Genomic DNA, 21,594 nt, shown 5'->3' with positions numbered 1-21,594 from the left:
TTCAGCTCTCCGGATCCTCCTGCAGTTCCAGCAACTCTCCCACCTGGCAGTTCAGGTACTGGCAGATTATTTCCAGGTCCTTGAGCTCTACCCTCTGCGCGGTCTCGTGATAGAGCCGCGTGAGGGTTCCGCGGTTGATCCCGGTGTCCCTGACCACGTCACTGATCTTCAGTTTCCGCTCGCCGAGTAAGCGAGACAAATGGCACTTGACCATCTAAATCTCCAAAAATGATCTGCAGGAGATCATTTTGTCCTTGCAAAGCTCAAAATGAGCGTTATATTGATCTACAGGAGATCATTATGAGCACTCAGAAGCTCATAAGAATCCGCTGTCGTTCAATTTAGCAGAGAGGGCATAGCCATGTCTCACACATACCTGACTACCGAGGAACTGGCCACGCGCATGAAGTACGACGCGCGCACCATCCGTAATCGCTTGAAAGATTCAGTCCTCCTGGAAGGGATTCACTACTTCCGCCCCTTTGGCGGCCGCAAGATTCTTTTCATCTGGGAAGCAGTCGAAGAAGACATGCAGAAATTCTCGCGGACTTCCGGGCTGGTGCCGATGGCCGGCGGGGGTATCTGCCATGGGTAAGATTCGAGCGCGTGCAGACAACGAAAAGTTGTTCTTTGACTTCACCTACCTGGATCAGCGCTGCCGCGAGCAGACCACGCTGCCTGATACGCCCGCAAACCGGAAAAAACTGCAGAAGATCCTGGAGCGCATCGAAGCAGAAATCACCCTTGGGAGCTTCGACTATGCCACCTACTTTCCTCAAAGCAGCAAAGCACTGGAGATCAGTAGGCTGCAGGCTGGCTGTGCATCGCTGAAAACACCGCTGTTCAGGGATTTTGCCGAACTGTGGTTTGAGGAGATGAGGGTCGAGTGGCGGGATACGCATGCCAAGACCGTGCGCCTTACCCTCGATAAGCATTTGCTGCCTGAGTTCGGCAAAAAAGAGGTCAGCGCCATCACCAAAGCAGAACTTCTGTCATTCCGCTCGGCACTCGGCAAAGTCCCCGGGCAGAAAGGTCAGAGTCTGACAGCGACGCGAATCAACCACATCATGACGCCATTGCGCATGATCCTTAGTGAGGCAGCTGACCGCTTCGAGTTTACCTCGCCATACCTCAACATCAAATCACTGAAAGTCCCCAAGACAGACGTGGAACCCTTCACCTTGGATGAGGTGCTGCAGATCCTCAGCACAGTGCGTGAGGACTTCCGCAACTACTACACCGTGCGCTTTTTCACAGGCATGCGGACGGCCGAAGTTGATGGTCTGCAATGGAAGTATGTCGACTTTCAGCGGCGGCAGATTCTGATCCGTGAAACCTGGGTGGGCGGCAAGCTCGACTACACCAAGAACGACGGCTCACAGCGTGAGATCGATATGTCCGAGCCGGTTTACCAGGCGCTCCTCGGCCAGCGGGAGAAAACCGGCAGCGGACAGTTTGTCTTTAGCACCCGCGAAGGTACGCCGCACGCATACCGCAACATCAACGACCGGGTTTGGTATCCGCTTCTGCGTCACCTGGGTTTGCGCAGGCGGCGTCCCTACCAAACCCGTCATACGGCCGCGACCCTCTGGCTGGCTGCAGGCGAAAACCCGGAGTGGATCGCCAGGCAGATGGGGCACACAACCACCGAGATGCTGTTCCGTGTCTATTCGCGTTATGTGCCCAACCTGACCCGGCGTGATGGCAGTGCCTTCGACAACCTGATCAAAGCCAATCTCAAGGCCTGAGGAGTTCCACCATGAAGCTGATCAAATGTGACAACGTGACTCCTCTGCATCCATCAATGGAGGCTCGCGAGCATAAGTACCTCAAGCATCTGGCTTCAGCCATGAGTCACTACCTCGAGAACCCCTATGGCACTGAGCTTGTTTGCATCCTGGGCTCTGGCTACGAGAAGGATAACTGGCATGCCCTCGAAACCTGGGTCGCCTACCACCGCAACGAAGTTTTCGAAAAACGCCTGGAGGGGCGTAGCCCGCTGGATTACCTGATCGAGAAGCTTGAAAGCCTGTTGGCTAACTAAGTTCACAAGGGGCCGTAAGGCCCCTTCATCGTTCTACCCCGGCTGCAGCTCATACCAATATTTGCTGGGAGCAAAAGCCGCGCTGTTGCTACAGCTCAATTTGAACATCCAGTCAGGCAGTTAAAGACCCGGATTGAAGGATTGGTTTACTATCCGGACGCGAACCAGAGCACATTTTCTCCTGCCCGCTGATGGGCAAGAGGGAGGCCGGGAGAACAGGGACAGTGGTAAACAAGCAACGCGTATTGGCCAGTTGGGTTGGCGGGAATGATCTAAAGGCAGTTGCAGGTGCTGAGGCAGGCCCGATCCTGGCGACCCTGAACACGGTTTCCGTTGATAGCGTCGAGCTTCTTTGCTCATACCCCGCCGAGCGCGTTGAGCCATACCTGACCTGGCTACGCCAGCAGGTCGATTTACCCATCACCGCGCATTACGTGTCCTTGTCTTCCCCCGTTCATTTCGGCGAGATCTACCAGGCCGCCAGTCAGCATTTAAAGCGCCTGAGTACTTCCGCAAATCAACTCTCCATTCTGCTCAGCCCCGGTACGCCGGCCATGCAAGCGGTGTGGATTCTGCTGAGCAAAACGCGCTATCCGGCGACCTTCTTCCAGTCCTCACTTGAGCAAGGCGTTCAGCAAGTCGAAGTGCCGTTTGAGATCGCCGCCGAGTATGTGCCAGCCGCCAACACCATCAGCACCGACAAGCTGGTTCAGCTCGCCGGGCTGGATGCGCCTGTGGATGCAGCCTTCGACAGCATCGTGACGCAGAGCGAGCGCATGCTGACACTCAAGGCGCAGGCACAAATACTCGCGGCGAAGCAGGTGCCGGTGCTGATTTACGGCGAAACCGGTACCGGCAAAGAGTTGTTTGCCCGTGCCATTCACAATGCCGGCCCACGTTCTGCTGCGCCCTTTGTGGCGGTGAACTGCGGTGCCATTGTGCCGGAGCTGATCGACTCCACCCTGTTTGGCCACAAGAAGGGCGCATTCACCGGCGCTATTGCCGATCGGCCCGGAGTGTTCCAGCAGGCCCATGGCGGCACGCTGTTTCTCGATGAGTTCGGTGAGCTGACGCCGGATGTGCAGGTGCGACTGCTGCGTGTACTGCAGGAAGGCACCTTCACCCCAGTCGGCTCCAACCAGGAGTTCAAGGTCGATGTGCGGCTGATCACCGCCACCCACCGCAACCTGATGCAGGAAGTCGCTCACGGGCGCTTCCGTGAAGACCTGTTCTACCGCATTGCTGTGGGTGTTCTGCACCTGCCGCCACTCAGAGAGCGCGAAGGTGACCTGCTGTTGCTGTCCGAAGCGCTGCTGGCGGGCATTGCCAGCCAGGACACCAGTCTCGGCGATAAGAAAATTTCCGCAGAAGCAAAAAATCTTATCCTTCAACACCCATGGCGTGGCAACGTTCGTGAGCTGCAATCCACCTTGTTGCGCGCAGCGCTCTGGTGTCAGGGTGATTTGATTACTGCCCACGATATCGAGCAGGCAATGTTCAAGCTGCCGCAAGCGCAGGCTGATGTATTGGCTATGGATGTTACCCAAGGTATTGATCTACAAAAGGTAATTGCTGAGGTGGCAGGGCATTATCTGCGCAAGGCGCTGACGCTTACCGGCAATAACAAGACCCGGGCGGCCAGCCTGCTAGGCCTCAAAAGCCAGCAAACGCTGAGCAACTGGATGGACAAATACGGCATCGAATAAAACTGGCACGGTCCTCGCTTTAGGACCGACATGGACAGAATCGCCTTTATGAAATCAGTCAACTTCGAGTTCCTCCGCCCCGGCAACGAGCTGCTGGCCAACCTCGCCGGTCTTGCCGAGGCTGTACTGCACATCGATCCGGGCAGCGCGCTCACCCGTCTGCGCAGCTTTGCCGAAGAACTGACCAAAGCCATCTACAAGGAAGAACTGCTGCCGCGCATGCCGCAGTCGAGCTTCTACGACCTGGTGAAAAACCCGGTGTTTGTTGATTGCGTCAGCAAGCCGCTGGTGCACCAGATCAATTTCCTGCGCATCCAGGGCAACGACACCGCCCACGGTGCCGAGGGCGATTTGCGCAATGCCCAGTTAGCCCTGAAAACGGCCTACCAACTGGCCATGTACATGGCCATCAAGTACTACGGCACCGCGCAAGCTTCGATCCCCGCATTTGCCGAGGTCAAAGACCCAGCGGCGATGCTGGCCAGCCTGCAGAAAACCGTCTCCGGCTATGAGAAGGAACTCAACCAGCAGCAGGAAGCGCTGCAGAGCGTGATGGACAAGCTGGAGCAGGAGCGCACCCGCCACCTCGACAAGGTCGACCCGCCTGCCAAGCCTGACCAGCAAAAGCGTCAGCAGCAGAGCCAGAAGGTGGCCGACAGCCTGCAGTGGAACGAAGCCAAAACCCGCGCATTGCTGATCGACGCCATGCTCCTGCAAGCCGGTTGGGATGTCAGCAATCCCGCGCAGGTCGGCCAGGAAGTCGAAGTCGATTTCCCCGGCAACGTCTCTGGCAAGGGCCGTGCGGACTACGTGCTATGGGGCGACAACGGTCAGGCCCTGGCCGTGATCGAGGCCAAGAAATCCGGCAATGTCAGCCTGCAAACCGGGCGCGAACAGGCCCGCATGTACGCCGATGGCTTCGAGCGCATGGGCATGCAGCGCCCGGTGATTTTCTACAGCAACGGCTACGAAACCTTCATCTGGGATGACGCGCAGTACAACACCTACCGCCCGGTGTATGGCCTCTACAGTAAGGACAGCCTCGAATACCTGATCTACCAGCGGCAATACCGCAAAGCGGAGCTAGAGCGTCATAACCCTGATTTGAATATTGCTGACCGTCCCTATCAGATCGAAGCGATCAAAACGGTCGCCGCTCACTTCCAGCAGCAGCGCCGCAAAGCCCTGATCATCCAGGCCACCGGCACCGGCAAAACCCGTGTGGCCATCGCCCTGGCTGAATTGCTGCTGCGCACCGGCTGGGCCAAACGCGTGCTGTTCCTCTGCGACCGCAAAGAGCTGCGCGTGCAGGCCGATGATGCCTTCAAGCAAAACCTGCCCAGCGAGCCCCGTTGCGTGATCGGCGAAACCGGCAAGGTCGACCAGACCGCGCGCATCTACATCGCCACCTACCCGGGCATGATGAACCGCTTCGCCCAGCTTGATGTGGGCTTCTTCGACCTGATCATCGCCGACGAAAGCCACCGCAGCATCTACAACAAGTACCGCGACCTGTTCGACTACTTCGACGCGCTGCAGGTCGGCCTCACCGCCACGCCGGTGAAGTTCATCAGCCGCAACACCTTCGATATTTTCGACTGCGAAACCACCGACCCGACTTTCGAGTTCGGTCTCGATGCCGCCATCAATAATGAGCCGCCGTATCTGGTGCCATTCCGCGTGAAGGATCTCACCACGGACTTCCTACGCGACGGCATCCACTACAACGACCTGAGTGACGATCAGAAGCGTCAGCTCGAAGAGGACCTCGGCGAGGAAGAAGCCAAGCGCACCACCATCGCCGGCAAGGACATCGGTCGCAAAATCTTCAGCGAAGACACCGACCGCATCATCCTGGAAAACCTGATCAACAACGGCATCAAGGATGAGACCGGCTCACTGGTCGGCAAAACCATCGTCTTCGCCCAGCGTCAGGACCACGCCGAGCACCTGGAAAAGCTCTTCTGCAAGCTCTACCCGCAGTACGGCACCAAGGTCTGCAAGGTCATCCACAACGCCATCCCGCACGTGGACACCCTGATCAAGGAATTCAAAAAGCCGGATAACGACTTCCGCATCGCCATCTCGGTCGACATGCTCGACACCGGCATCGACGTACCGGAAGTGGTCAACCTGGTGTTCGCCAAGCCGGTCAAATCCTGGGTCAAGTTCTGGCAGATGATCGGCCGCGGCACGCGCCTGCGCCCCAACCTGTTTGGCCCCGGTAAACACAAAACCGAATTCCTGATTTTCGACCACTACGGCAACTTCGATTTCTTCGAGCAGGAGTATCAGGAGCCGGAAGACACCGGCAGCAAATCCCTGCTGCAAACCACCTTCGAAGCCCGCCTGGCGCTGGCCCAGGCCGCCCTGCGGCACAACCATGCCGCCGCTTTCGATGCCGCCATAGCCCTGTTGCGTGCCGACATCAACGACCTGCCCGATACCAGCGTGGCGGTAAAGCGTGAGCTGCGCGCCGTGCACCAGTTGCAGCAAACCCAACAGCTGCAGCAGTTCGATGGCAAAACCCAACACCTCCTGACTAACACCATTGCCCCGTTGATGTCGGCCCGCGTGCTGCGCGACAAACACGCCACCGCGCTGGATAAGCTCATCGCCGGTATTCAGTGCTGCCTGGTCGAGCAGGCCACCTGCTTCGAGGACGGCAAAATTGCCCTGCTGGCCGAGCTGGACAAGCTCGCCGTCAACATTCAGGCCGTACGCCAGAAAGATGCCCTGATCGCCGAAGTACGCAGCGCCGAGTTCTGGCTGCAGCCGGGCATCGACAAGCTGGAAAACGCCCGCCAGGAACTGCGCGGCATCATGAAATACCGTCAGACCGGCACCGGGCCGGGTGATGGCATAGGAACCACCAAAACCAAGGATGGCAACCTGCTGGGCGACGAGCGCGCGGTGTACATCACTGGCGCCAGCGAGGCCATGATCTACCGCCGCCGCCTCAAGGACATCCTTGCCGGCATGCTTGCCGCCAACCCGACCCTGCAGAAAATCCACAAGGGCGAGCCTATTGCCGAGAGCGAGTTGAAGACGCTGACCTCGACCATCCTCACCAGCCACCCCGGCGTCAGCCTGGAAGTGCTTAACGAGTTCTACGGTCGCACAGCGGATCAACTGCACCTCACCGTGCGCGAAATCATCGGCTTGGATGCCCATGCCATCGAGGAACACTTCAAACAGTTCCTCCATGCCCACCCCAGCCTCACCGCTCAGCAGGTGCGCTTTATGAACCTGCTGAAAAACTACATCGCCCAGCACGGCAGTATCGTGATTGAAACCCTCTACGACGCGCCGTTTTCCAGCATCTCCCACGAGGGCATCGACGGCGTGTTCGCCCCCGCCGATGTCACCGAGTTGGTCGCCGTACTTAAGCCCTTTTTGCGCGGGGACACCCCGCCAGCCAGTCACTAGGAGTGATTATGCAAGCCAGCCAATGGACGACTGAAATCATCGTGATCTGCGTGATCGCCGCCCTAGCCAGTCTGGTACTCGGTTATGTTGTTGCGGCCCTGCGTCAAGGCCGGCAGCTCAGCCGGCTGGCCGTAGAGCTTGAGCAAGCGCAACAGGCGCAGGCCTCTGCTGTGGCTGCCGGCACCGCGCTGAGTGAGCAGCTCCGGGCTGCAGATGCACGCACTCAGGAACTGCAAGTCGCAGAAAGTGCGCTGAAGGCCAAACTCCAGGCAGCCCTCAACAACGAAGCGCGGCTGAGCCACGAGCAGCAAGAGGCCAAGGATCGTTATGCAACCCTTGAGATAAAGCTGGAGCAGTCCACCAAACAGCATCACCTGGCCGTCACTCAACATGAAACAGCGCAGACGGAAGTCCGCAGCCTTAAAGCAAATGTTGAGGACTATCAAAAGCGCCTTGAGCTGGCCCAAGCCGATCTTCAAAAAGAGCGCGAGGCGGTCAGCCAGCTGAAGTCTGAATTGGCGCAGGAAGGTAAAAACGCCAAGGGCTTTGAGGAGGCAAACAACGAAGCCCGCGCCCAGCTGGCTGACCTGAAAGGGCAGTTGAAGGGCGCAGACGATAAGCTCGCAGCGCTGCAAGGTGAGTTCGCTGAAATAAAACGCCTGGAAACCAAACTCAAAGCCGAGCTGGCCGAGCGCGAGGCCAGCCACGCCCGCGAACTGGCCAACTTCGAGCAACAGAAGGCCAGCCTGAGCGAACACTTCAAGGTGCTTTCCAACGAAATCCTTGAGGCTAAAACCAAGTCACTGCAGGAAAGCAGCCAGCTTTCCCTGAGTGCGGTGATGAATCCCTTCCAGCAGTCCATCGACACCTTCAAGCGCGAAGTGCAGGAGATCCATCACCGCGAGACCACCCAGCAGGGTGAGCTGCGCAAAGAGCTGGAATCGCTCAAGGCACTCAACCAGCAGATCACCACCGAGGCCCACGAGCTGTCTACCGCGTTGCGCGGGCAGAAGAAGCTGCAAGGCAACTGGGGCGAGCTGGTGCTGGAGAACGTGCTCGACCGCTCAGGCCTGCAACTGGGCAAGGACTACCTGCGCGAAGTCAGCATCACCACTGAGGAGGGCCGCCAGCGCCCAGACGCCGTGGTGTACCTGCCCCAGGGCAAGCACCTGATCATCGACGCCAAGGTCTCGCTCAATGCCTATACCCGCTACGTCAACGCAGAAGATGAGTTGGAGCGTAAGCAGGCACTCAAAGAGCATGTGCAGGCCGTCGCCAGCCGCATCAGGGAGCTGGCCGACCGTGACTATTACAAGCTGCCGGGGCTGAACTCGCCGGACATGGTCTTCATGTTCATCCCCATCGAGTCTGCCTTCGTCGAAGCGCTCAAGGCGGACGAAACCCTGTTTCAGCAGGCCATCGAGAACAATGTACTGGTGGCCACGCCAACCACCTTGCTCACCAGCCTTAACATCGTGCGCCAGCTCTGGCGCTACGAAGACCAGAACAAGCACACTGCCGCCCTGGCCAGCCGGGCAGAGGCCGTGTTCAAAAAGCTCAACACCTTTTTGGCCAGCTTCGAGAAAATCAAAAAGGGCCTGGAGAACGCCACCGAAGCCTACGTTAAAGCCGAGGGCCAACTGGTCAGCGGCAAGGGCAACCTGGTCAAACAGGTGGGCGAATTCAAGAACCTGGCACCCGCCATCAAGGCGCAGCTACCAGCCTATTTCGCCGACAAGGCTGCGCTGGAAATCGACTTTATCCCTGCCGAGCAGAACATCACCGCGCTGATCGACAGCGCCGACGATGAAGACCTGCTTGCCGAAACCGACACTGAAACCGACTACGAGACCGCCTGATGCTCACTGGCAAAATCCGCAACGATATCGACAAGCTCTGGGAAAAGTTCTGGACTGGCGGCATCACCAACCCGCTGACCGTGATCGAACAGATCAGCTACCTGATGTTTGCCCGCATGCTCGACATGCAGGAAGACGTGGCTGAGCGCAAAGCCAACCGCACCGGCAAGCCCTTCGACCGGTTGTTCCCCAATACCCCGGACGGCCAGCTGCTGCGCTGGAAGAACTTCCGCAACATGAGCGGCAAGGAGCTGCACAGCCACCTCAAGCAGAAGGTCTACCCGTTCTTCGCCCAACTCGGCGGCGCTGAAGGTGAGGGCGGCGAGCGCGAAGGCCTCGGCCATATCAGCGAATACATGCAGGACGCCGATCTGGAGATCAAGAACGAGTCTGTGCTCACCTCCGCCGTGGAGATGGTCAACGACCTGCCGCTGACCCAGAGCGACGTAAAGGGCGATATCTACGAATACCTGCTGAGCAAGCTCACCACCGCCGGCATCAACGGCCAGTTCCGCACGCCGCGCCATATCATCGACGCGATGATCGAGCTGATCGCCCCGCAGCCCACCGAGGTGATCTGCGACCCGTCCTGCGGCACCGCCGGCTTTCTCGCCCGCACCATGGAATACCTCAACCGCGTGCACTCCAGCCCAGAAGGCACCTTCACCGACGAAGACGGCAACCTGCATTATTCCGGCGACCTGCTCGAACCCTACCGCCAGCACATCAACAGCCAGATGTTCTGGGGCTTCGACTTCGACACCACCATGCTGCGCGTCTCCAGCATGAACATGATGCTGCACGGTGTGAACGGCGCGAACATCCGCTACCAGGACTCCCTGAGCAAATCCATCAAGGAGCACTACCCGCGTCAGGAGCAGAACTTCTTCGACGTGGTGCTGGCCAACCCGCCTTTTAAAGGCAGCCTGGACGAAACCAACACCAACCCCGACGTGCTCGGCCTGGTAAAAACCAAAAAGACCGAACTGCTGTTTGTCGTCCATATCCTCCGCTCGCTCAAGCTCGGTGGCCGTGCCGCCGTGATCGTGCCGGACGGCGTGCTGTTTGGCTCGTCCAAGGCCCACCAGCAACTGCGCCAGGAGCTGCTGGATAACAACCAGCTGGAAGGCATCGTCAGCCTGCCCAGTGGCGTGTTCAAACCCTACGCCGGGGTCAGCACCGCCATCCTGATTTTCACCAAGGGCGGTACCACCGAGCGCGTGTGGTTCTATGACCTGCAGGCCGACGGCTACTCGCTGGACGACAAACGCACCGAACTGAAAGGCGAGGGCAGCAACGACCTGCCCGATGCCATCGCCCAGTGGCATAAATACCGGCAGATGGTCGAGGGCAATATCAGCGCCAGTACCATCAATACCCTGTTCGGCGACAAGCGCAAAAAGGCCTTTGTCGTGCCGGCCGAGGATATCGCTGCCAATAAGTACGACCTCTCCATTAATCGCTACAAGGAAGTGGAGTATCAGCAGGAAGAGTACGACGACCCGAAAGCGATACTGCAACGGCTGAAAGGGCTGGAGCGGGAGATTCTGACGGATCTGGATGAGTTGGAGGGGATGCTGTGAGTTGGCCGGTGGTAAAGCTCAGTGATGTGGCAACCATTAATCCGAGACCACCGAGGGACGTTGATGAATCTCAGGAGGTGACTTTTGTCGCTATGGCCTCGGCATCGGAAGATGGATACCTGTTGGCTTCGGAAGCTCGCATTCTTTCTGAGACCAAAAAGGGGTTTACCTATTTCGACAAAAACGACGTGCTTTTGGCAAAAATCACGCCATGCTTTGAAAACGGAAAGTGTCTTCGTCCAGGACAGATTCCTACCGAAATCGGGTTTGGCTCGACAGAGTTTCATGTCATTCGCCCTGACACAGAAAGGCTAGATGGCCTTTATCTGTTTTATCTCGTATGGAACGAGCAGTTTCGATTTCTTGGCGAAAAATCTATGTCTGGTGCTGCTGGGCAGAAACGCATTGGAAGTGACTTCTTGAAGGGATTTGAAATCCCCCTCCCACCCCTGCCCGAACAAAAACGCATCGCCGCCATCCTCGACAAGGCCGACACCATCCGCCGCAAACGCCAGCAAGCCATCCAGCTCGCCGACGACTTCCTCCGCGCCGTGTTTCTGGACATGTTCGGCGACCCGGTGACAAATCCGAAGGGGTGGGAAGTCAAGCCACTTGGAGATGTTTTAAAACTATCAAGTGGTAATGGGTTGTCTGCGAAAGAAATGGATTCAAGCGGCTCTTATCCGGTGTACGGTGGTAATGGAGTAAACGGCCATCACTCCGAATATATGTTCAAAGAGCCACAGTTGGTTATCGGTCGTGTGGGTGCTTACTGTGGCGTTGTTCATATTACGCAGCCGTATTCTTGGGTGACTGATAACGCACTTTACGTAAAAGATTTTGTTCGAGATGTAAATATTCACTATTTGGCTCAGCTTCTAGATATATCTAACTTGAACCAATATGCAGGTAAGGCGGCGCAGCCTCTCGTTTCCGGAAATAGGATCTATCCACTTGAGATGATCTTTCCGCCGCTCCAAGAGCAACTCAAGTTCGAGGATATAAAAGTAAAGTATCTTGAGTCGGCCAAAGGCTTTGACTTTGCGTTGTTAGAAGCTGAGGCAATGTTTAGCTCACTCAGTCAAAAATCATTTCGAGGTGAACTGTGATAGCCCATAAGCCTTCACTCGCACATCCCTGTGCTCGGGGCTTCGCCCCAGCCTGCGGCTGTGCAAATGTCATCCCGTTACATTTGTCTCTGGTCAGCTGTAGATAAGGAAATCCCCATGCGCCTTAAGTCCGTCAAACTCATCCATTTTCGCGGCTACCGCACCACCACGGTTATTCCCGGCGACGAAACCATGAGTTGCCGCGGAATCTAAAAAGCCTTAAATAACGTATTGAAGGAAAATAAAAATGAGCGATCACAGCAAATTACTCGAAGATGCACTGAAGCAAGATGGTCAAATTGGTGCTGATTTTATTGGAAAAATATTCAGTCGGGTCAATAGCGTTCTGAGTTACCAGCCGGTAGTGGGTGTTTTTGGTAAGACCGGCGCGGGCAAGTCCAGTCTGTGCAATGCGGTATTCGGCAAAGACGTGTGCGAGATCAGCGATATTGCCGGCTGCACGCGTAAGCCGCAGGAAGTCATCCTCGATATCGGTGGTAAAGGCATTAAACTGCTGGATGTGCCCGGCGTTGGTGAAAGCAATGAGCGGGACAAGGAGTATGCCGAGCTTTACCGTTCTATACTGCCTGAGCTTGATCTGGTGCTGTGGGTAATTAAGGGCGATGATCGGGCGTTCTCATCAGATGAAACATTCTATAAGAATCTGGTTAGGCCTTATATTGAAAAAGGGCGTCCATTTATTATTGCACTCAATCAAGTTGATAAGATTGAGCCGTTTCGCGAGTGGGATGAAAGCGCTCAAAAGCCAGGGGCCAAGCAGGCAGAAAATATCGAACAAAAGCGTATCAGTGTGGCAAAGATTTTTGATTTGCCCTACTCGTGCGTGATCCCAGTATCGGCCAATGAAAAATATGGGCTTGTTCAGCTGGTTGAAAAGATTATTGAGGTCCTACCGGCGGATAAGAAAGCAATTGTTCTTGATTCTGTTAAAGCTGAAAATCGCTCTGAAAACTCAAAAGCAGAGGCTAAGGATGGTTTGATTAGCGAGCTGTTTAATATAGTGACTGACATTATTCCTATTGCGCCGATCGCGAAGGCTGCAGTAAAACTGGTAACAAAGGTGTTCAGCAAAATATTCAGCTGGTGGTAATCAGTGGATATAACCAAGTACCGCCTCCACCGCGGTGATATCAGCGAGCTCTCCAAGCGCTTCCCGGCGTTTGACCAATTTAAAGACGCTGATCGTTTCGGCTGGCATAAGTGGGTCGATCAAACGACGGGGCTTGGATACTTGGAACGAATGGTTTTATTTGTCGGGAAGTCTGGCTATGGCAAGTCCACCACGGTTAACGCCCTGATCGGTCGGCCTATTCTTGAAACCAGTGACGTAGAAGCGTGTTCCCGCGAATGCCAATGTCTCGACTTTCATGTTGGTAATAACTATTGGCTGTCATTGGGCGATTTGCCGGGTATAGGCGAAAGCCTTGAGCGCGATGTGGAGTACTTAAAGCTTTATTCTGATTTTTTTAGTTATGCATCCGCGATCGTCCATGTGCTTAGGGCTGATACTCGGGACTATGCCGTAGATGAGCAGACAGTAAGTCATTTGATCCAGGCGCCAGAGCTTAAGCGCAAAGTCATTTACGCGCTTGGGCAATGCGACAAAGTTGAGCCCATCACTCGTCACCTGCATGAGGCTCCAACAGTTGAGCAACTGAAAAATATCGACCTGAAGCTGCGTGAGGTTACCAAGGTGTTTTCGCCACATCATCCGGTTGTGCCTTATTCGGCTGAGACGGGGTGGAACATGTCTGTACTGAGTAATGAAATCGTTCGTGTTGCACTCGGTGAGTAATTGCTGAAACAAGGACTAACTCTATGGCGCTTGATTTGAGCAACACCCTGGTTGTGGGCATCTCGGCTACTGCTCTGTTCGATATGAGCGAGTCCGATCAGATGTTCAAGGCGGCACTGGAGGCTGACCCGGAAAGCGTGATCGACAACTACCGTCGCTATATGCAGGAGCGTGAGGACGAGCCACTGGTGCCTGGCACCGGCTATCACCTGGTCAAGGCATTGCTTGACCTCAACCGACATATGAAAGTTGAAGACACCTCCCCGCTGGTTGAGGTGGTGGTGATGTCGCGCAACAGCCCGGACACCGGTATTCGCGTGCTCAAGACCATTCGCCGCGATCAGTTGGCAATCACCCGTTCAGCTTTTACCGGCGGCGAATCGGTGGCCGACTACATGGACGCCTTCGATGTGGACCTGTTTCTGACCACGAATGTGGAGGACGCGCAAAAGGTCATCGACTCCCGGCAGTGCGCTGCGGCCATCCTCAAGCCGCCACCCGCCAACGCCCCGCAAATACCCGAGGGCCAAGTGCGAATTGCCTTCGACGGTGACGCGGTGCTGTTCTCCGATGCCAGTGAGCTGGTCTACAAGACCCAGGGACTGGATGCGTTCAAGGCCCAGGAAGATGCGCTGCAGCACACACCGATGGAAGAGGGCCCTTATGCCAGCCTACTGATAAAACTGGCCCACCTGCAGGAGCGCCTACCCACTGGCAGCAAGGATTCGCCAATCAGAATTGCCATCGTCACCGCGCGAAATTCGCCCTCGGAAATGCGTGTCATCAATACCCTGCGCGCTTGGGGCGTGTACGTTGATGAGGCGTTCTTCTTGGGCGGAGTCGGTAAGCCCAAAGTCCTCAGGGCCTTCAACCCGCACATCTTCTTCGACGATCAGGATGTGCACTTGGAAGCCGCTGCCAATCTGGTACCCTCTGGCAAAGTGCCATACCTTTCCCGCTCGGGCCTGGTAGATCTGCTACCAGCGGCAAGCGGGTAGATTCGTTTTTACGCATGCAAAGGAATGCCCATGTCAGCGCAGAAGTACTCCGTTAATCAGCACCTGATCGAAACCTTGCTGACTTGGGTGAAATCCGGGGAGATCGCCATACCGGAAATTCAGCGGCCGTTCGTGTGGGATGCCACCAAAGTGCGTGACCTCATGGACAGCCTGTATCAGGGCTTTCCGGTGGGTTACATCATTGCCTGGCGCAACCCGACGGTGAAGCTGAAAGACGGCTCGCTGGCCGAGGGCAAGAAGGTGTTGATCGATGGCCAGCAGCGTGTCACGGCGCTGACGGCCGCCATCGCCGGGCAGCAGGTGGTTAACCAGGATTACCAGCAGGTGCGTATCCGCATCGCCTTTCACCCCATCGAAGAACGCTTCGAGGTCAGCAACCCGGCCATCGAGAAGGACAAAGCCTGGTTTGCCGACATCGCGCCCATCGTTAATGGTGAGCTCAAGGCGCATAAGGTCGGTCGTGACTACCTGGAGCTAAACCCCGACGTCGATGAAGACCTGCTTTACGAGCGCCTGGACCGGCTGTGTGATATCACCAAAAAGCAGATCGGCCTCATCGAGCTGGCGGCGGATTTGGATATCGAGACGGTCACCGAGATCTTTATCCGCATCAACTCCAAGGGTGTGGTGCTGAGCCAGGCGGATTTCGTCATGTCGAAGATCGCCGCTAACGAGGAGTTCGACGGCAACACCCTGCGCAAGGCCATCGACTACTTCTGCCACCTGTCCATCGCGCCAGAGTTCTACGCACATATCGAGAACAACGATAAGGCCTTCGTGCAGACCGACTACTTCCGCGCCATGCGTTGGTTGAAGAGTGAGAACGACGACCTCTACGACCCCAGCTATTCGGACATGCTGCGCGTAGCTTTCACCACCAAATTCAATCGTGGCCGGCTCTCGGATCTGGTCGGGCTGCTCTCGGGCCGTAACTTCGAAACCCGCAGCTACGAGAAGGAAATCGAAGAAGCGTCCTTCAAGACCCTGAGCGAAGGGGTGAAGGAGTTCATCAATGAAACGCACTTCAAGCGCTTCCTGATGATCATCCGTTCGGCGGGCTACGTGGACAGCTCAATGATTGGCTCGGTCAATGCGCTGAACTTCGCCTACGTGCTGTACCTCAAGCTCAAGCGCGACCTGGGCAACAACCCCAATATCGAAAGCTGGGTGCGCCGCTGGTTCGTCATGTCGCTGCTTACCGGGCGCTATTCGGGTTCGCCGGAGTCCCGATTCGACAAGGACATCAAGGCCGTGCACGAGCGAGCATTTGCTGACGTACTGGCTGATATCGAAGCGGCTGACCTGTCTGATGCCTTCTGGGACTTTGGCCTGCCGCAGGCGTTGAACACCTCTTCAGTGAATGCCCCGGCCATCAAGGTGTTCTGGGCCGCGCAGGCCAATCGGGGTGACAAGGGCTTCCTGTCCAAGGACATCACCGTGCGCGACATGCTTACGCACCACGGTGACATCCACCACATCTTTCCGAAGAACTTCCTCAAGCAGCGGGGGCTACTCAGAAGCAAGTACAACCAGGTGGCCAACTACGTGTACGTGCAGCAGGAAGTGAACATCAAGATCGGCGACACCGCCCCGGCCGCTTATATGGCGAAGGTCTTTGACCAGTGTCAGCAAGGCGCTGCGCACTACGGTGCGATCATCAGCCCGGATGACCTTAAGGCCAACCTGGCCGCCAACTGCCTTCCGCATGACCTCGCTGCCTATCAGCCTGAGCAGTTCGAAACCTTCCTGGCCGAACGCCGCCGGCTGATGGCACAGAAGATTAAGCAGTATTACTGGGGTTTGTAAGCGGTCGTGTGGTGTAAATAAATTTTCAGCTTCATAAGAAATATTACTTGCGTCGCAATGCCCTCAGCCTTTCCGGGCGCATAACACTCTGTTTTCAAAGGAAAACATGAGTTGGCACGGAATGCGCTAAAGGATAGACACACCTGATTACCAAGGAAGTATGAAAATGTCAGAACTCAAAAAATTCCAAGTCCAAACCGCTCGCCCGCTGCCGATCATCGTATTGGCCGACACCAGTGGCAGTATGTCGGATAACGGCAAAATCGAAGCCCTTAACAAGGGGCTCAAGGACATGATCAGCAGCTTTGCTGGCGAAAGCCGTCTGCGTGCAGAACTGCAGGTTAGCTTGATCACCTTTGGCGGCAGTAGGGCTGAGTTGAACCTCCCGCTGACCCCCGCTCATCAGCTTAAAAGCTTTACACCGCTTGTGGCAGAAGGAATGACCCCACTGGGCGGTGCCTTGTCGCTTGCCTGCGACATGATCGAAGACAAGGACTGCATTCCCTCCCGTGCCTACAAGCCGGTAATCGTGTTGGCTTCCGACGGTTATCCGAATGATGACTGGCAGGGTCCCTTTGCCCGGTTGATCAATGGCGAACGCTCTTCAAAGGCCACTCGCTTTGCCATGGCTATTGGTGCTGATGCAGATGAAGCCATGCTCAGCGACTTCGCCAATGACCCCGAGGCCCCGTTGTTCCGCGCTGAAAATGCGGGCGACATCTATCGGTTCTTCCGCGCAGTAACTATGAGCGTCAGCGCGCGCAGCCAGTCGGCAACACCTAATCAGGCTACGCCTTTGCAGATACCAAGCGCAGACGACCAAGACTGGGAGTTCTAATGCGCTTGGTGGCTGGCGGGGCTTCGGTGCGGGGCCCTGCTCATTTTTTGGACGGCTCACCGAATCAGGATGCCCTGTGCGTCAGCGGCCTCACCAGCGGGTGGTGTATTGCTGTGGCTGACGGACTGGGCAGCCGCCCGCTTAGCCATCTGGGTTCGCGTAAAGCCGTGCAACTGTTCCGGCAACTCGCCCGCCAACAGCGTGGCATTGCCCATGAGTCGGTAGCCCACAACCTGCGTGATGCCTGGCTGACTCATTTTGGTGAGCGCTATCGGCTGCATGAAACAACCTGCCTTTGGGCCAGGGTAAACGATCAGGGTCACGGCGTGGCGGGCCAGGTTGGCGATGGCTTATTGCTAGTCAGAAGTCAGGGTGTGTTCAGAATCGTAACTGATGCGCGCCAAGGCTTTGGCAACCAGACCACGACCTTGGCGCAGGCGGCAGAGGCCGACTGCAGCCTAACTTTCGCGCTATGCCAGGCCGGTGACGGCGTGTTGCTGATGACCGATGGCATCTCGGATGACCTGATTCCGGAACAGCTGGAGCCATTCTTCGATGCGATTTATCAACGTCAGCTGAGCAGTAGCAAACGCCGCATGCGCCAGTGGCTGACCCGGGAATTAAACGGGTGGTCCACTCCACGTCATGGCGATGACAAGACAATCGCTGGAATATTCAGAACGGATTGAAGCAGATGACCGCGACCACAAAAGCGGCGGGTAACCGCAGCGTAAAGGACACCGAAGGCTCAGTTTATGAATTGCGTGGAGAGCTGAGCAGGGGTGGGCAGGGTATCGTTTACCACACTCAGTATCCCCAAGTTTTGATCAAAGGCTTTACCAATAAAGATGCCCATGCGCGCTTACGTTGGAGCCGCCATATTGCCTGGTTGACTCGCGCGGAGCTCAGCGGGCTGAAATTGGCGAGGCCGCTAAAGTTGCTGGCTGAGCCACGCTGTGGCTATGTCATGGAGCTTATGGATGGGCTGGTGCCGCTGCAGAGTCTGTTTGACAGCTTCGTCGCCGCTGAAGACGAGGCATCAGCCGATTACCTGCGCCAAGGCGGCTTGCGGCGTCGCATCCGCATTTTGAACCAACTCGCCCGCACACTGAACCAACTGCATGCCCGTGGGATGCTTTATGGCGATCTCTCTCCCAGCAATATCTTTGTGTCAGATGATCCTGACCATGCAGAAACCTGGTTGATTGATTGCGACAACATCAGCCTTGAGTCTCACAGTGGTTTGACCGTGCATACAGCGGACTATGGTGCGCCCGAGGTCGTCCGTGGCGATGCGCTTTTGTCCAGCCTGACGGACATTTGGAGTTTTGCGGTCATCGCCTATCAGTTGCTGACTCATAACCATCCGTTTAAGGGTGAGATGGTCAGTGACGGCGAGCCCGAGGAAGAAGAAGCTGCGCTTCGCGGCGAGCATCCCTGGATCTATGACACGCAGGACGATGCCAATCAGTGCTTTGCCAACTTGCCGATTCAGTTGCTTGAACACAGCAAGCTACCCGAGTTGTTTGGCCGTTGTTTTGAAGCGGGCCTGCGCAATCCTGTTGAGCGTCCAAGCATGGCTGAGTGGCTTGAGGCTTTGGCAGAGATTGATGAGCGCATTTATTGCTGCTCAGGTTGTGGCGGCACCACTTTGCTCCCAGCTGGGCTTGGTTCAGCTGAAGAAGCTGAGTGTTTTTTCTGCGACAAGCCTGTCGATACTCGGCTGGTCTTGTTTGAAGAGTTCATCTCCTTGCCGGCAGAAGAAGATTCTGCGGAAGGCAAGAGGTATGCAACTGGGCGCAAGGTCTGGCTTCAGCCTGGTGTTGAGATTGAACTGAAACGTCTGATGCCAACGTATAACTACGACCAATGGCCTGCAGATCATATCCGGATCGAATACAACGAAAAGGGTTTGGTTATTCATCCGCTAGCAAAGGAAAAACTTCACCTGCAGCGAGGAGAGGCCAAAAAGCCTTTGGAGCGTCAACAAGGGCTACCCGAGGCCCTGCGTGGGCAGCATAAAGAGCCGTATCTGATTCACGTAGGTCTGCCGGAAAAATCCAGCCTTGGCGCAACCGAGCTTGGTAAGTCCTATGTCATTTGGCAGTTCAGGTGGTGATGGCATATGGAACTTAAAGACTTTCCCATGCTGTCTGAGGATGTGCTGATTCTTTCCACGGATGAGCTTATTGACCGCTTTCAAATCGGCCAGGCAATTTTCATCCAGGCCTATCAGGATGAATGGCTGGCAATGCAGGGCGGCGAACGCGTCAAGGTAAGCTGTTCTTCAGCCGATCAGGATCTTTTTAGCCGGCTGGCCCTGCGAGATCAGGTGCGTTGGCTACTGACCAGTAAGCAGGGCAGCAATAGGCTTTTACTGCAGTACTGTGCGCCGGTTGAAGTGTCGGCCATGCAGCTTGAGATTGGGGTCGATGAGCTGATTGCCGATGACCTCTTCAGCAAGCAGGAAATCGCAGATAGGAACATAGACCTAGCTTGCCGCTGGTTAGCCGATCAGTTCCTTGTCCGTGGTCTTGAAGAAGGCGACTGGCTTACAGTTGCTCGATTCAGTAATAGCAGCTCAAAAGGTGGTTTCCAGTTGCTGGGCAAGGGCTGGCGTGCGGATATTGAGCAACTGCAAGATCGTGGTCTTCTGATCAAACGCATTGCACGTCACTCGCGTCGTGACGGCGCCTATTCGCTCCTGATCGGCCAGTTTGAGTTTCGTGATGCGTCCGTTGCTGCAGTTCTCCAAAGTGCAAGCCAGCAAGCATTGCTGGAGGCTGCCCTGCGCGACAGCGCCAGTTATCTTGAGTTGTGGAATCTCTACAACGATAAAGAATGGCAGGGCGCATTAAAGACTGCTGAGACCTTGCGCGCACTGCGCTTCGTTCAATGGGAGGGCGTTGAGGAAGGGCGTGAGAATGTATGGCGGTTGACCCCGAAATCGCTGGATGACTATCGGGAGTTTCGTGAGCGTTGGCGCTCACTTGAACTGCCATCAAACACACAAGTTGATCTCGGTGTGGAGCCTCCAGATTGGGCAGAGGAGCTTGTTACAGAAGAAGCGAAGGCCGATCAGAGTACTCCGCGAGGCAGTATACGTTTTGAGCGTGACGCTATTGTTTTCAAGCCGGCTTCAACCAGGCCCGGAATCCGTCCAAAAAAACCGGAAGGCTGGCTCTACCTGTCACTAGCTGGGCACCGTACTGTTGGTAAAAGACGTCTTGCTGCCAAACAGTCGATTGATTCGGGCAAGCGCCTGCCACAACTAAAATGGTTGCTGGAGGGTGTAACTGTGCCAGCTGCAAGGCGTCGGACAATGAATGGGTTGACGCCCTATGCGCTGGAAACCTTCAAAGGCGGAAAGCCGACTGAGAAGCAGGCGCTGGCGCTGGATGCAGCACTCAATACGCCTGATATCGCCATCATTATTGGTCCGCCCGGAACAGGGAAAACGCAGGTCATCGCCGCACTTCAGCGTCGCCTTGCGGAGGAAACCCAGGATAGAAATATCGCTGCACAGGTTCTTATCAGCAGTTTTCAGCATGACGCAGTAGACAATGCGCTGGATCGTAGCGATGTATTTGGCTTGCCGGGGGCTCGTGTGGGCGGCAAGCGCGGAGCACAAGATGAGGTGTCGGTAATTGATCCCTGGCTGGATCGGCAAGGCTCTCATTTGCAGGAGAAGATCGCCGAGCAATACAGCAAGTATCCTGAACTGCAACTTATCCGGGACCTGTCGACCCGATTAGCCCTGGCCAGAATGGCTGGTATTTCGCCAAACCATCAAGCGCAGACCTTCACCGGTATTTTGAGTGCGCTGCGTGAGCTGGATGGTAACGGTTTGATCCTGCCGCCAAAGCTTGAAACCCGACTCGAAGACTACATCGAGCACTTACAAAGACAGAGCCCGGCTGCCAAGACGAATGGACAACAGGTTTTCGCTTTGAGGCGGATCCGGGCATTGCGGGTAGAACGAAATTCTTTCAGCGACGACGGGCCTGATCGTGCCTGGGACTTGCTGAGTTGGTTGAAGCGCGACATCGCTGACGCGAGCACCGACTGCCTTGCGTTGCTGCAAGAAGCGGCAGACAGCTCGCAGCCCTCGGATGCGCTGTTGCATGACCTGGCGGCCTTGAAAGACACACTGCTCGATCAGTTCATGCCCGATTACCGACCGGCGCAACTCAGGCAGCAGGCAGACCCTGAGGCCCTTGCTTTACTCGATGAAATTGATCGTTTTGTTGACCACAGGCTGCGCCAACGAAAGCAGGGCGTGGCGTGGGTACTGGAACAACTTGCTGACAGCCTGGATGCGGATTCCACGCTGACTCGGACACCCATTCCACGCGCATCCGGACAGTGATTCCACGCTGATCCGG

17 protein-coding genes are annotated in these 21,594 nt (G+C 56.1%); 16 read left to right on the top strand and 1 reads right to left on the bottom strand.

Going from position 1 to position 21,594, the window contains the following annotated elements; translation table 11 throughout:
* Position 1: 1 nt before the first annotated feature.
* Positions 2-214: a helix-turn-helix transcriptional regulator gene (locus J3A71_RS28320; protein ID WP_041110558.1), complete on the bottom strand. Its 213-nt coding sequence runs from the start codon at positions 212-214 to the stop codon at positions 2-4.
* A gap of 147 nt (positions 215-361) precedes the next feature.
* On the opposite strand from J3A71_RS28320, the gene J3A71_RS28315 reads away from it, so the two are divergent.
* The 16 genes from J3A71_RS28315 to J3A71_RS28240 all read left to right on the top strand — a co-directional run bounded on the left by J3A71_RS28315 (position 362) and on the right by J3A71_RS28240 (position 21,578).
* A complete protein-coding gene (locus J3A71_RS28315; RefSeq protein WP_019341962.1) occupies positions 362-595 on the top strand; it encodes a hypothetical protein in 234 nt (77 codons plus the stop codon).
* Entirely contained in the window at positions 588-1,748 is a 1,161-nt protein-coding gene (locus tag J3A71_RS28310) for a site-specific integrase (RefSeq protein ID WP_197864444.1), read from the top strand. Before J3A71_RS28315 ends, J3A71_RS28310 begins: the two co-directional genes overlap by 8 nt.
* Before the next feature lie 11 nt (positions 1,749-1,759).
* Positions 1,760-2,044, top strand: coding sequence for a hypothetical protein (locus tag J3A71_RS28305; protein ID WP_197864445.1), 285 nt, complete (start codon positions 1,760-1,762; stop codon positions 2,042-2,044).
* 224 nt (positions 2,045-2,268) lie between these two features.
* Positions 2,269-3,750, top strand: a complete 1,482-nt coding sequence (locus tag J3A71_RS28300; protein WP_197864455.1) for a sigma-54 dependent transcriptional regulator — start codon at positions 2,269-2,271, stop codon at positions 3,748-3,750.
* Positions 3,751-3,798: 48 nt separating this feature from the next.
* On the top strand, positions 3,799-7,179 hold the full coding sequence (locus J3A71_RS28295) for a DEAD/DEAH box helicase family protein (protein ID WP_209953572.1): 3,381 nt from the start codon (positions 3,799-3,801) through the stop codon (positions 7,177-7,179).
* An 8-nt stretch (positions 7,180-7,187) separates the two neighbouring features.
* The gene (rmuC, locus tag J3A71_RS28290) at positions 7,188-9,038 is read left to right on the top strand and encodes a DNA recombination protein RmuC (protein ID WP_209953570.1); all 1,851 of its coding nucleotides are present in this window, start codon (positions 7,188-7,190) and stop codon (positions 9,036-9,038) included.
* Entirely contained in the window at positions 9,038-10,621 is a 1,584-nt protein-coding gene (locus J3A71_RS28285; protein ID WP_209953568.1) for a class I SAM-dependent DNA methyltransferase, read from the top strand. Before rmuC ends, J3A71_RS28285 begins: the two co-directional genes overlap by 1 nt.
* The gene (locus J3A71_RS31790; RefSeq protein ID WP_348635373.1) at positions 10,618-11,730 is read left to right on the top strand and encodes a restriction endonuclease subunit S; all 1,113 of its coding nucleotides are present in this window, start codon (positions 10,618-10,620) and stop codon (positions 11,728-11,730) included. The genes J3A71_RS28285 and J3A71_RS31790 overlap by 4 nt, the downstream gene beginning before the upstream one ends.
* 247 nt (positions 11,731-11,977) lie before the next feature.
* On the top strand, positions 11,978-12,841 hold the full coding sequence (locus tag J3A71_RS28275; protein WP_209953565.1) for a GTPase: 864 nt from the start codon (positions 11,978-11,980) through the stop codon (positions 12,839-12,841).
* Between the two features lie 3 nt (positions 12,842-12,844).
* Entirely contained in the window at positions 12,845-13,546 is a 702-nt protein-coding gene (locus J3A71_RS28270) for a GTPase (RefSeq protein ID WP_209953563.1), read from the top strand.
* A gap of 23 nt (positions 13,547-13,569) precedes the next feature.
* Entirely contained in the window at positions 13,570-14,544 is a 975-nt protein-coding gene (locus tag J3A71_RS28265) for a 5'-nucleotidase (RefSeq protein ID WP_209953561.1), read from the top strand.
* A gap of 30 nt (positions 14,545-14,574) precedes the next feature.
* Entirely contained in the window at positions 14,575-16,371 is a 1,797-nt protein-coding gene (locus tag J3A71_RS28260; protein ID WP_209953559.1) for a DUF262 domain-containing protein, read from the top strand.
* A 166-nt stretch (positions 16,372-16,537) separates the two neighbouring features.
* Positions 16,538-17,209, top strand: a complete 672-nt coding sequence (locus tag J3A71_RS28255; protein WP_209953557.1) for a VWA domain-containing protein — start codon at positions 16,538-16,540, stop codon at positions 17,207-17,209.
* Positions 17,209-17,898, top strand: coding sequence for a PP2C family serine/threonine-protein phosphatase (locus J3A71_RS28250; protein ID WP_209953555.1), 690 nt, complete (start codon positions 17,209-17,211; stop codon positions 17,896-17,898). The genes J3A71_RS28255 and J3A71_RS28250 overlap by 1 nt, the downstream gene beginning before the upstream one ends.
* Positions 17,899-17,903: 5 nt before the next feature.
* On the top strand, positions 17,904-19,328 hold the full coding sequence (locus tag J3A71_RS28245) for a lipopolysaccharide kinase InaA family protein (protein WP_209953553.1): 1,425 nt from the start codon (positions 17,904-17,906) through the stop codon (positions 19,326-19,328).
* A 6-nt stretch (positions 19,329-19,334) separates the two neighbouring features.
* A complete protein-coding gene (locus J3A71_RS28240) occupies positions 19,335-21,578 on the top strand; it encodes an AAA domain-containing protein (protein ID WP_245353438.1) in 2,244 nt (747 codons plus the stop codon).
* Positions 21,579-21,594 lie beyond the last annotated feature (16 nt).

The sequence above is a fragment of the Pseudomonas sp. PvP089 genome, assembly GCF_017875165.1.
GTDB lineage: Bacteria > Pseudomonadota > Gammaproteobacteria > Pseudomonadales > Pseudomonadaceae > Aquipseudomonas > Aquipseudomonas fortuita.
The sequence above is the reverse complement of the archived record's forward strand: the minus strand, read 5'-3'. Positions and strand labels throughout refer to the sequence as shown.

Coding starts and splice junctions, on each gene's coding strand:
- J3A71_RS28320 (WP_041110558.1), bottom strand. CDS start 214: ATGGTCAAGTGCCATTTGTCTCGCTTACTCGGCGAGCGGAAACTGAAG.
- J3A71_RS28315 (WP_019341962.1), top strand. CDS start 362: ATGTCTCACACATACCTGACTACCGAGGAACTGGCCACGCGCATGAAG.
- J3A71_RS28310 (WP_197864444.1), top strand. CDS start 588: ATGGGTAAGATTCGAGCGCGTGCAGACAACGAAAAGTTGTTCTTTGAC.
- J3A71_RS28305 (WP_197864445.1), top strand. CDS start 1,760: ATGAAGCTGATCAAATGTGACAACGTGACTCCTCTGCATCCATCAATG.
- J3A71_RS28295 (WP_209953572.1), top strand. CDS start 3,799: ATGAAATCAGTCAACTTCGAGTTCCTCCGCCCCGGCAACGAGCTGCTG.
- rmuC (WP_209953570.1), top strand. CDS start 7,188: ATGCAAGCCAGCCAATGGACGACTGAAATCATCGTGATCTGCGTGATC.
- J3A71_RS28285 (WP_209953568.1), top strand. CDS start 9,038: ATGCTCACTGGCAAAATCCGCAACGATATCGACAAGCTCTGGGAAAAG.
- J3A71_RS28275 (WP_209953565.1), top strand. CDS start 11,978: ATGAGCGATCACAGCAAATTACTCGAAGATGCACTGAAGCAAGATGGT.
- J3A71_RS28265 (WP_209953561.1), top strand. CDS start 13,570: ATGGCGCTTGATTTGAGCAACACCCTGGTTGTGGGCATCTCGGCTACT.
- J3A71_RS28260 (WP_209953559.1), top strand. CDS start 14,575: ATGTCAGCGCAGAAGTACTCCGTTAATCAGCACCTGATCGAAACCTTG.
- J3A71_RS28255 (WP_209953557.1), top strand. CDS start 16,538: ATGTCAGAACTCAAAAAATTCCAAGTCCAAACCGCTCGCCCGCTGCCG.
- J3A71_RS28250 (WP_209953555.1), top strand. CDS start 17,209: ATGCGCTTGGTGGCTGGCGGGGCTTCGGTGCGGGGCCCTGCTCATTTT.
- J3A71_RS28245 (WP_209953553.1), top strand. CDS start 17,904: ATGACCGCGACCACAAAAGCGGCGGGTAACCGCAGCGTAAAGGACACC.
- J3A71_RS28240 (WP_245353438.1), top strand. CDS start 19,335: ATGGAACTTAAAGACTTTCCCATGCTGTCTGAGGATGTGCTGATTCTT.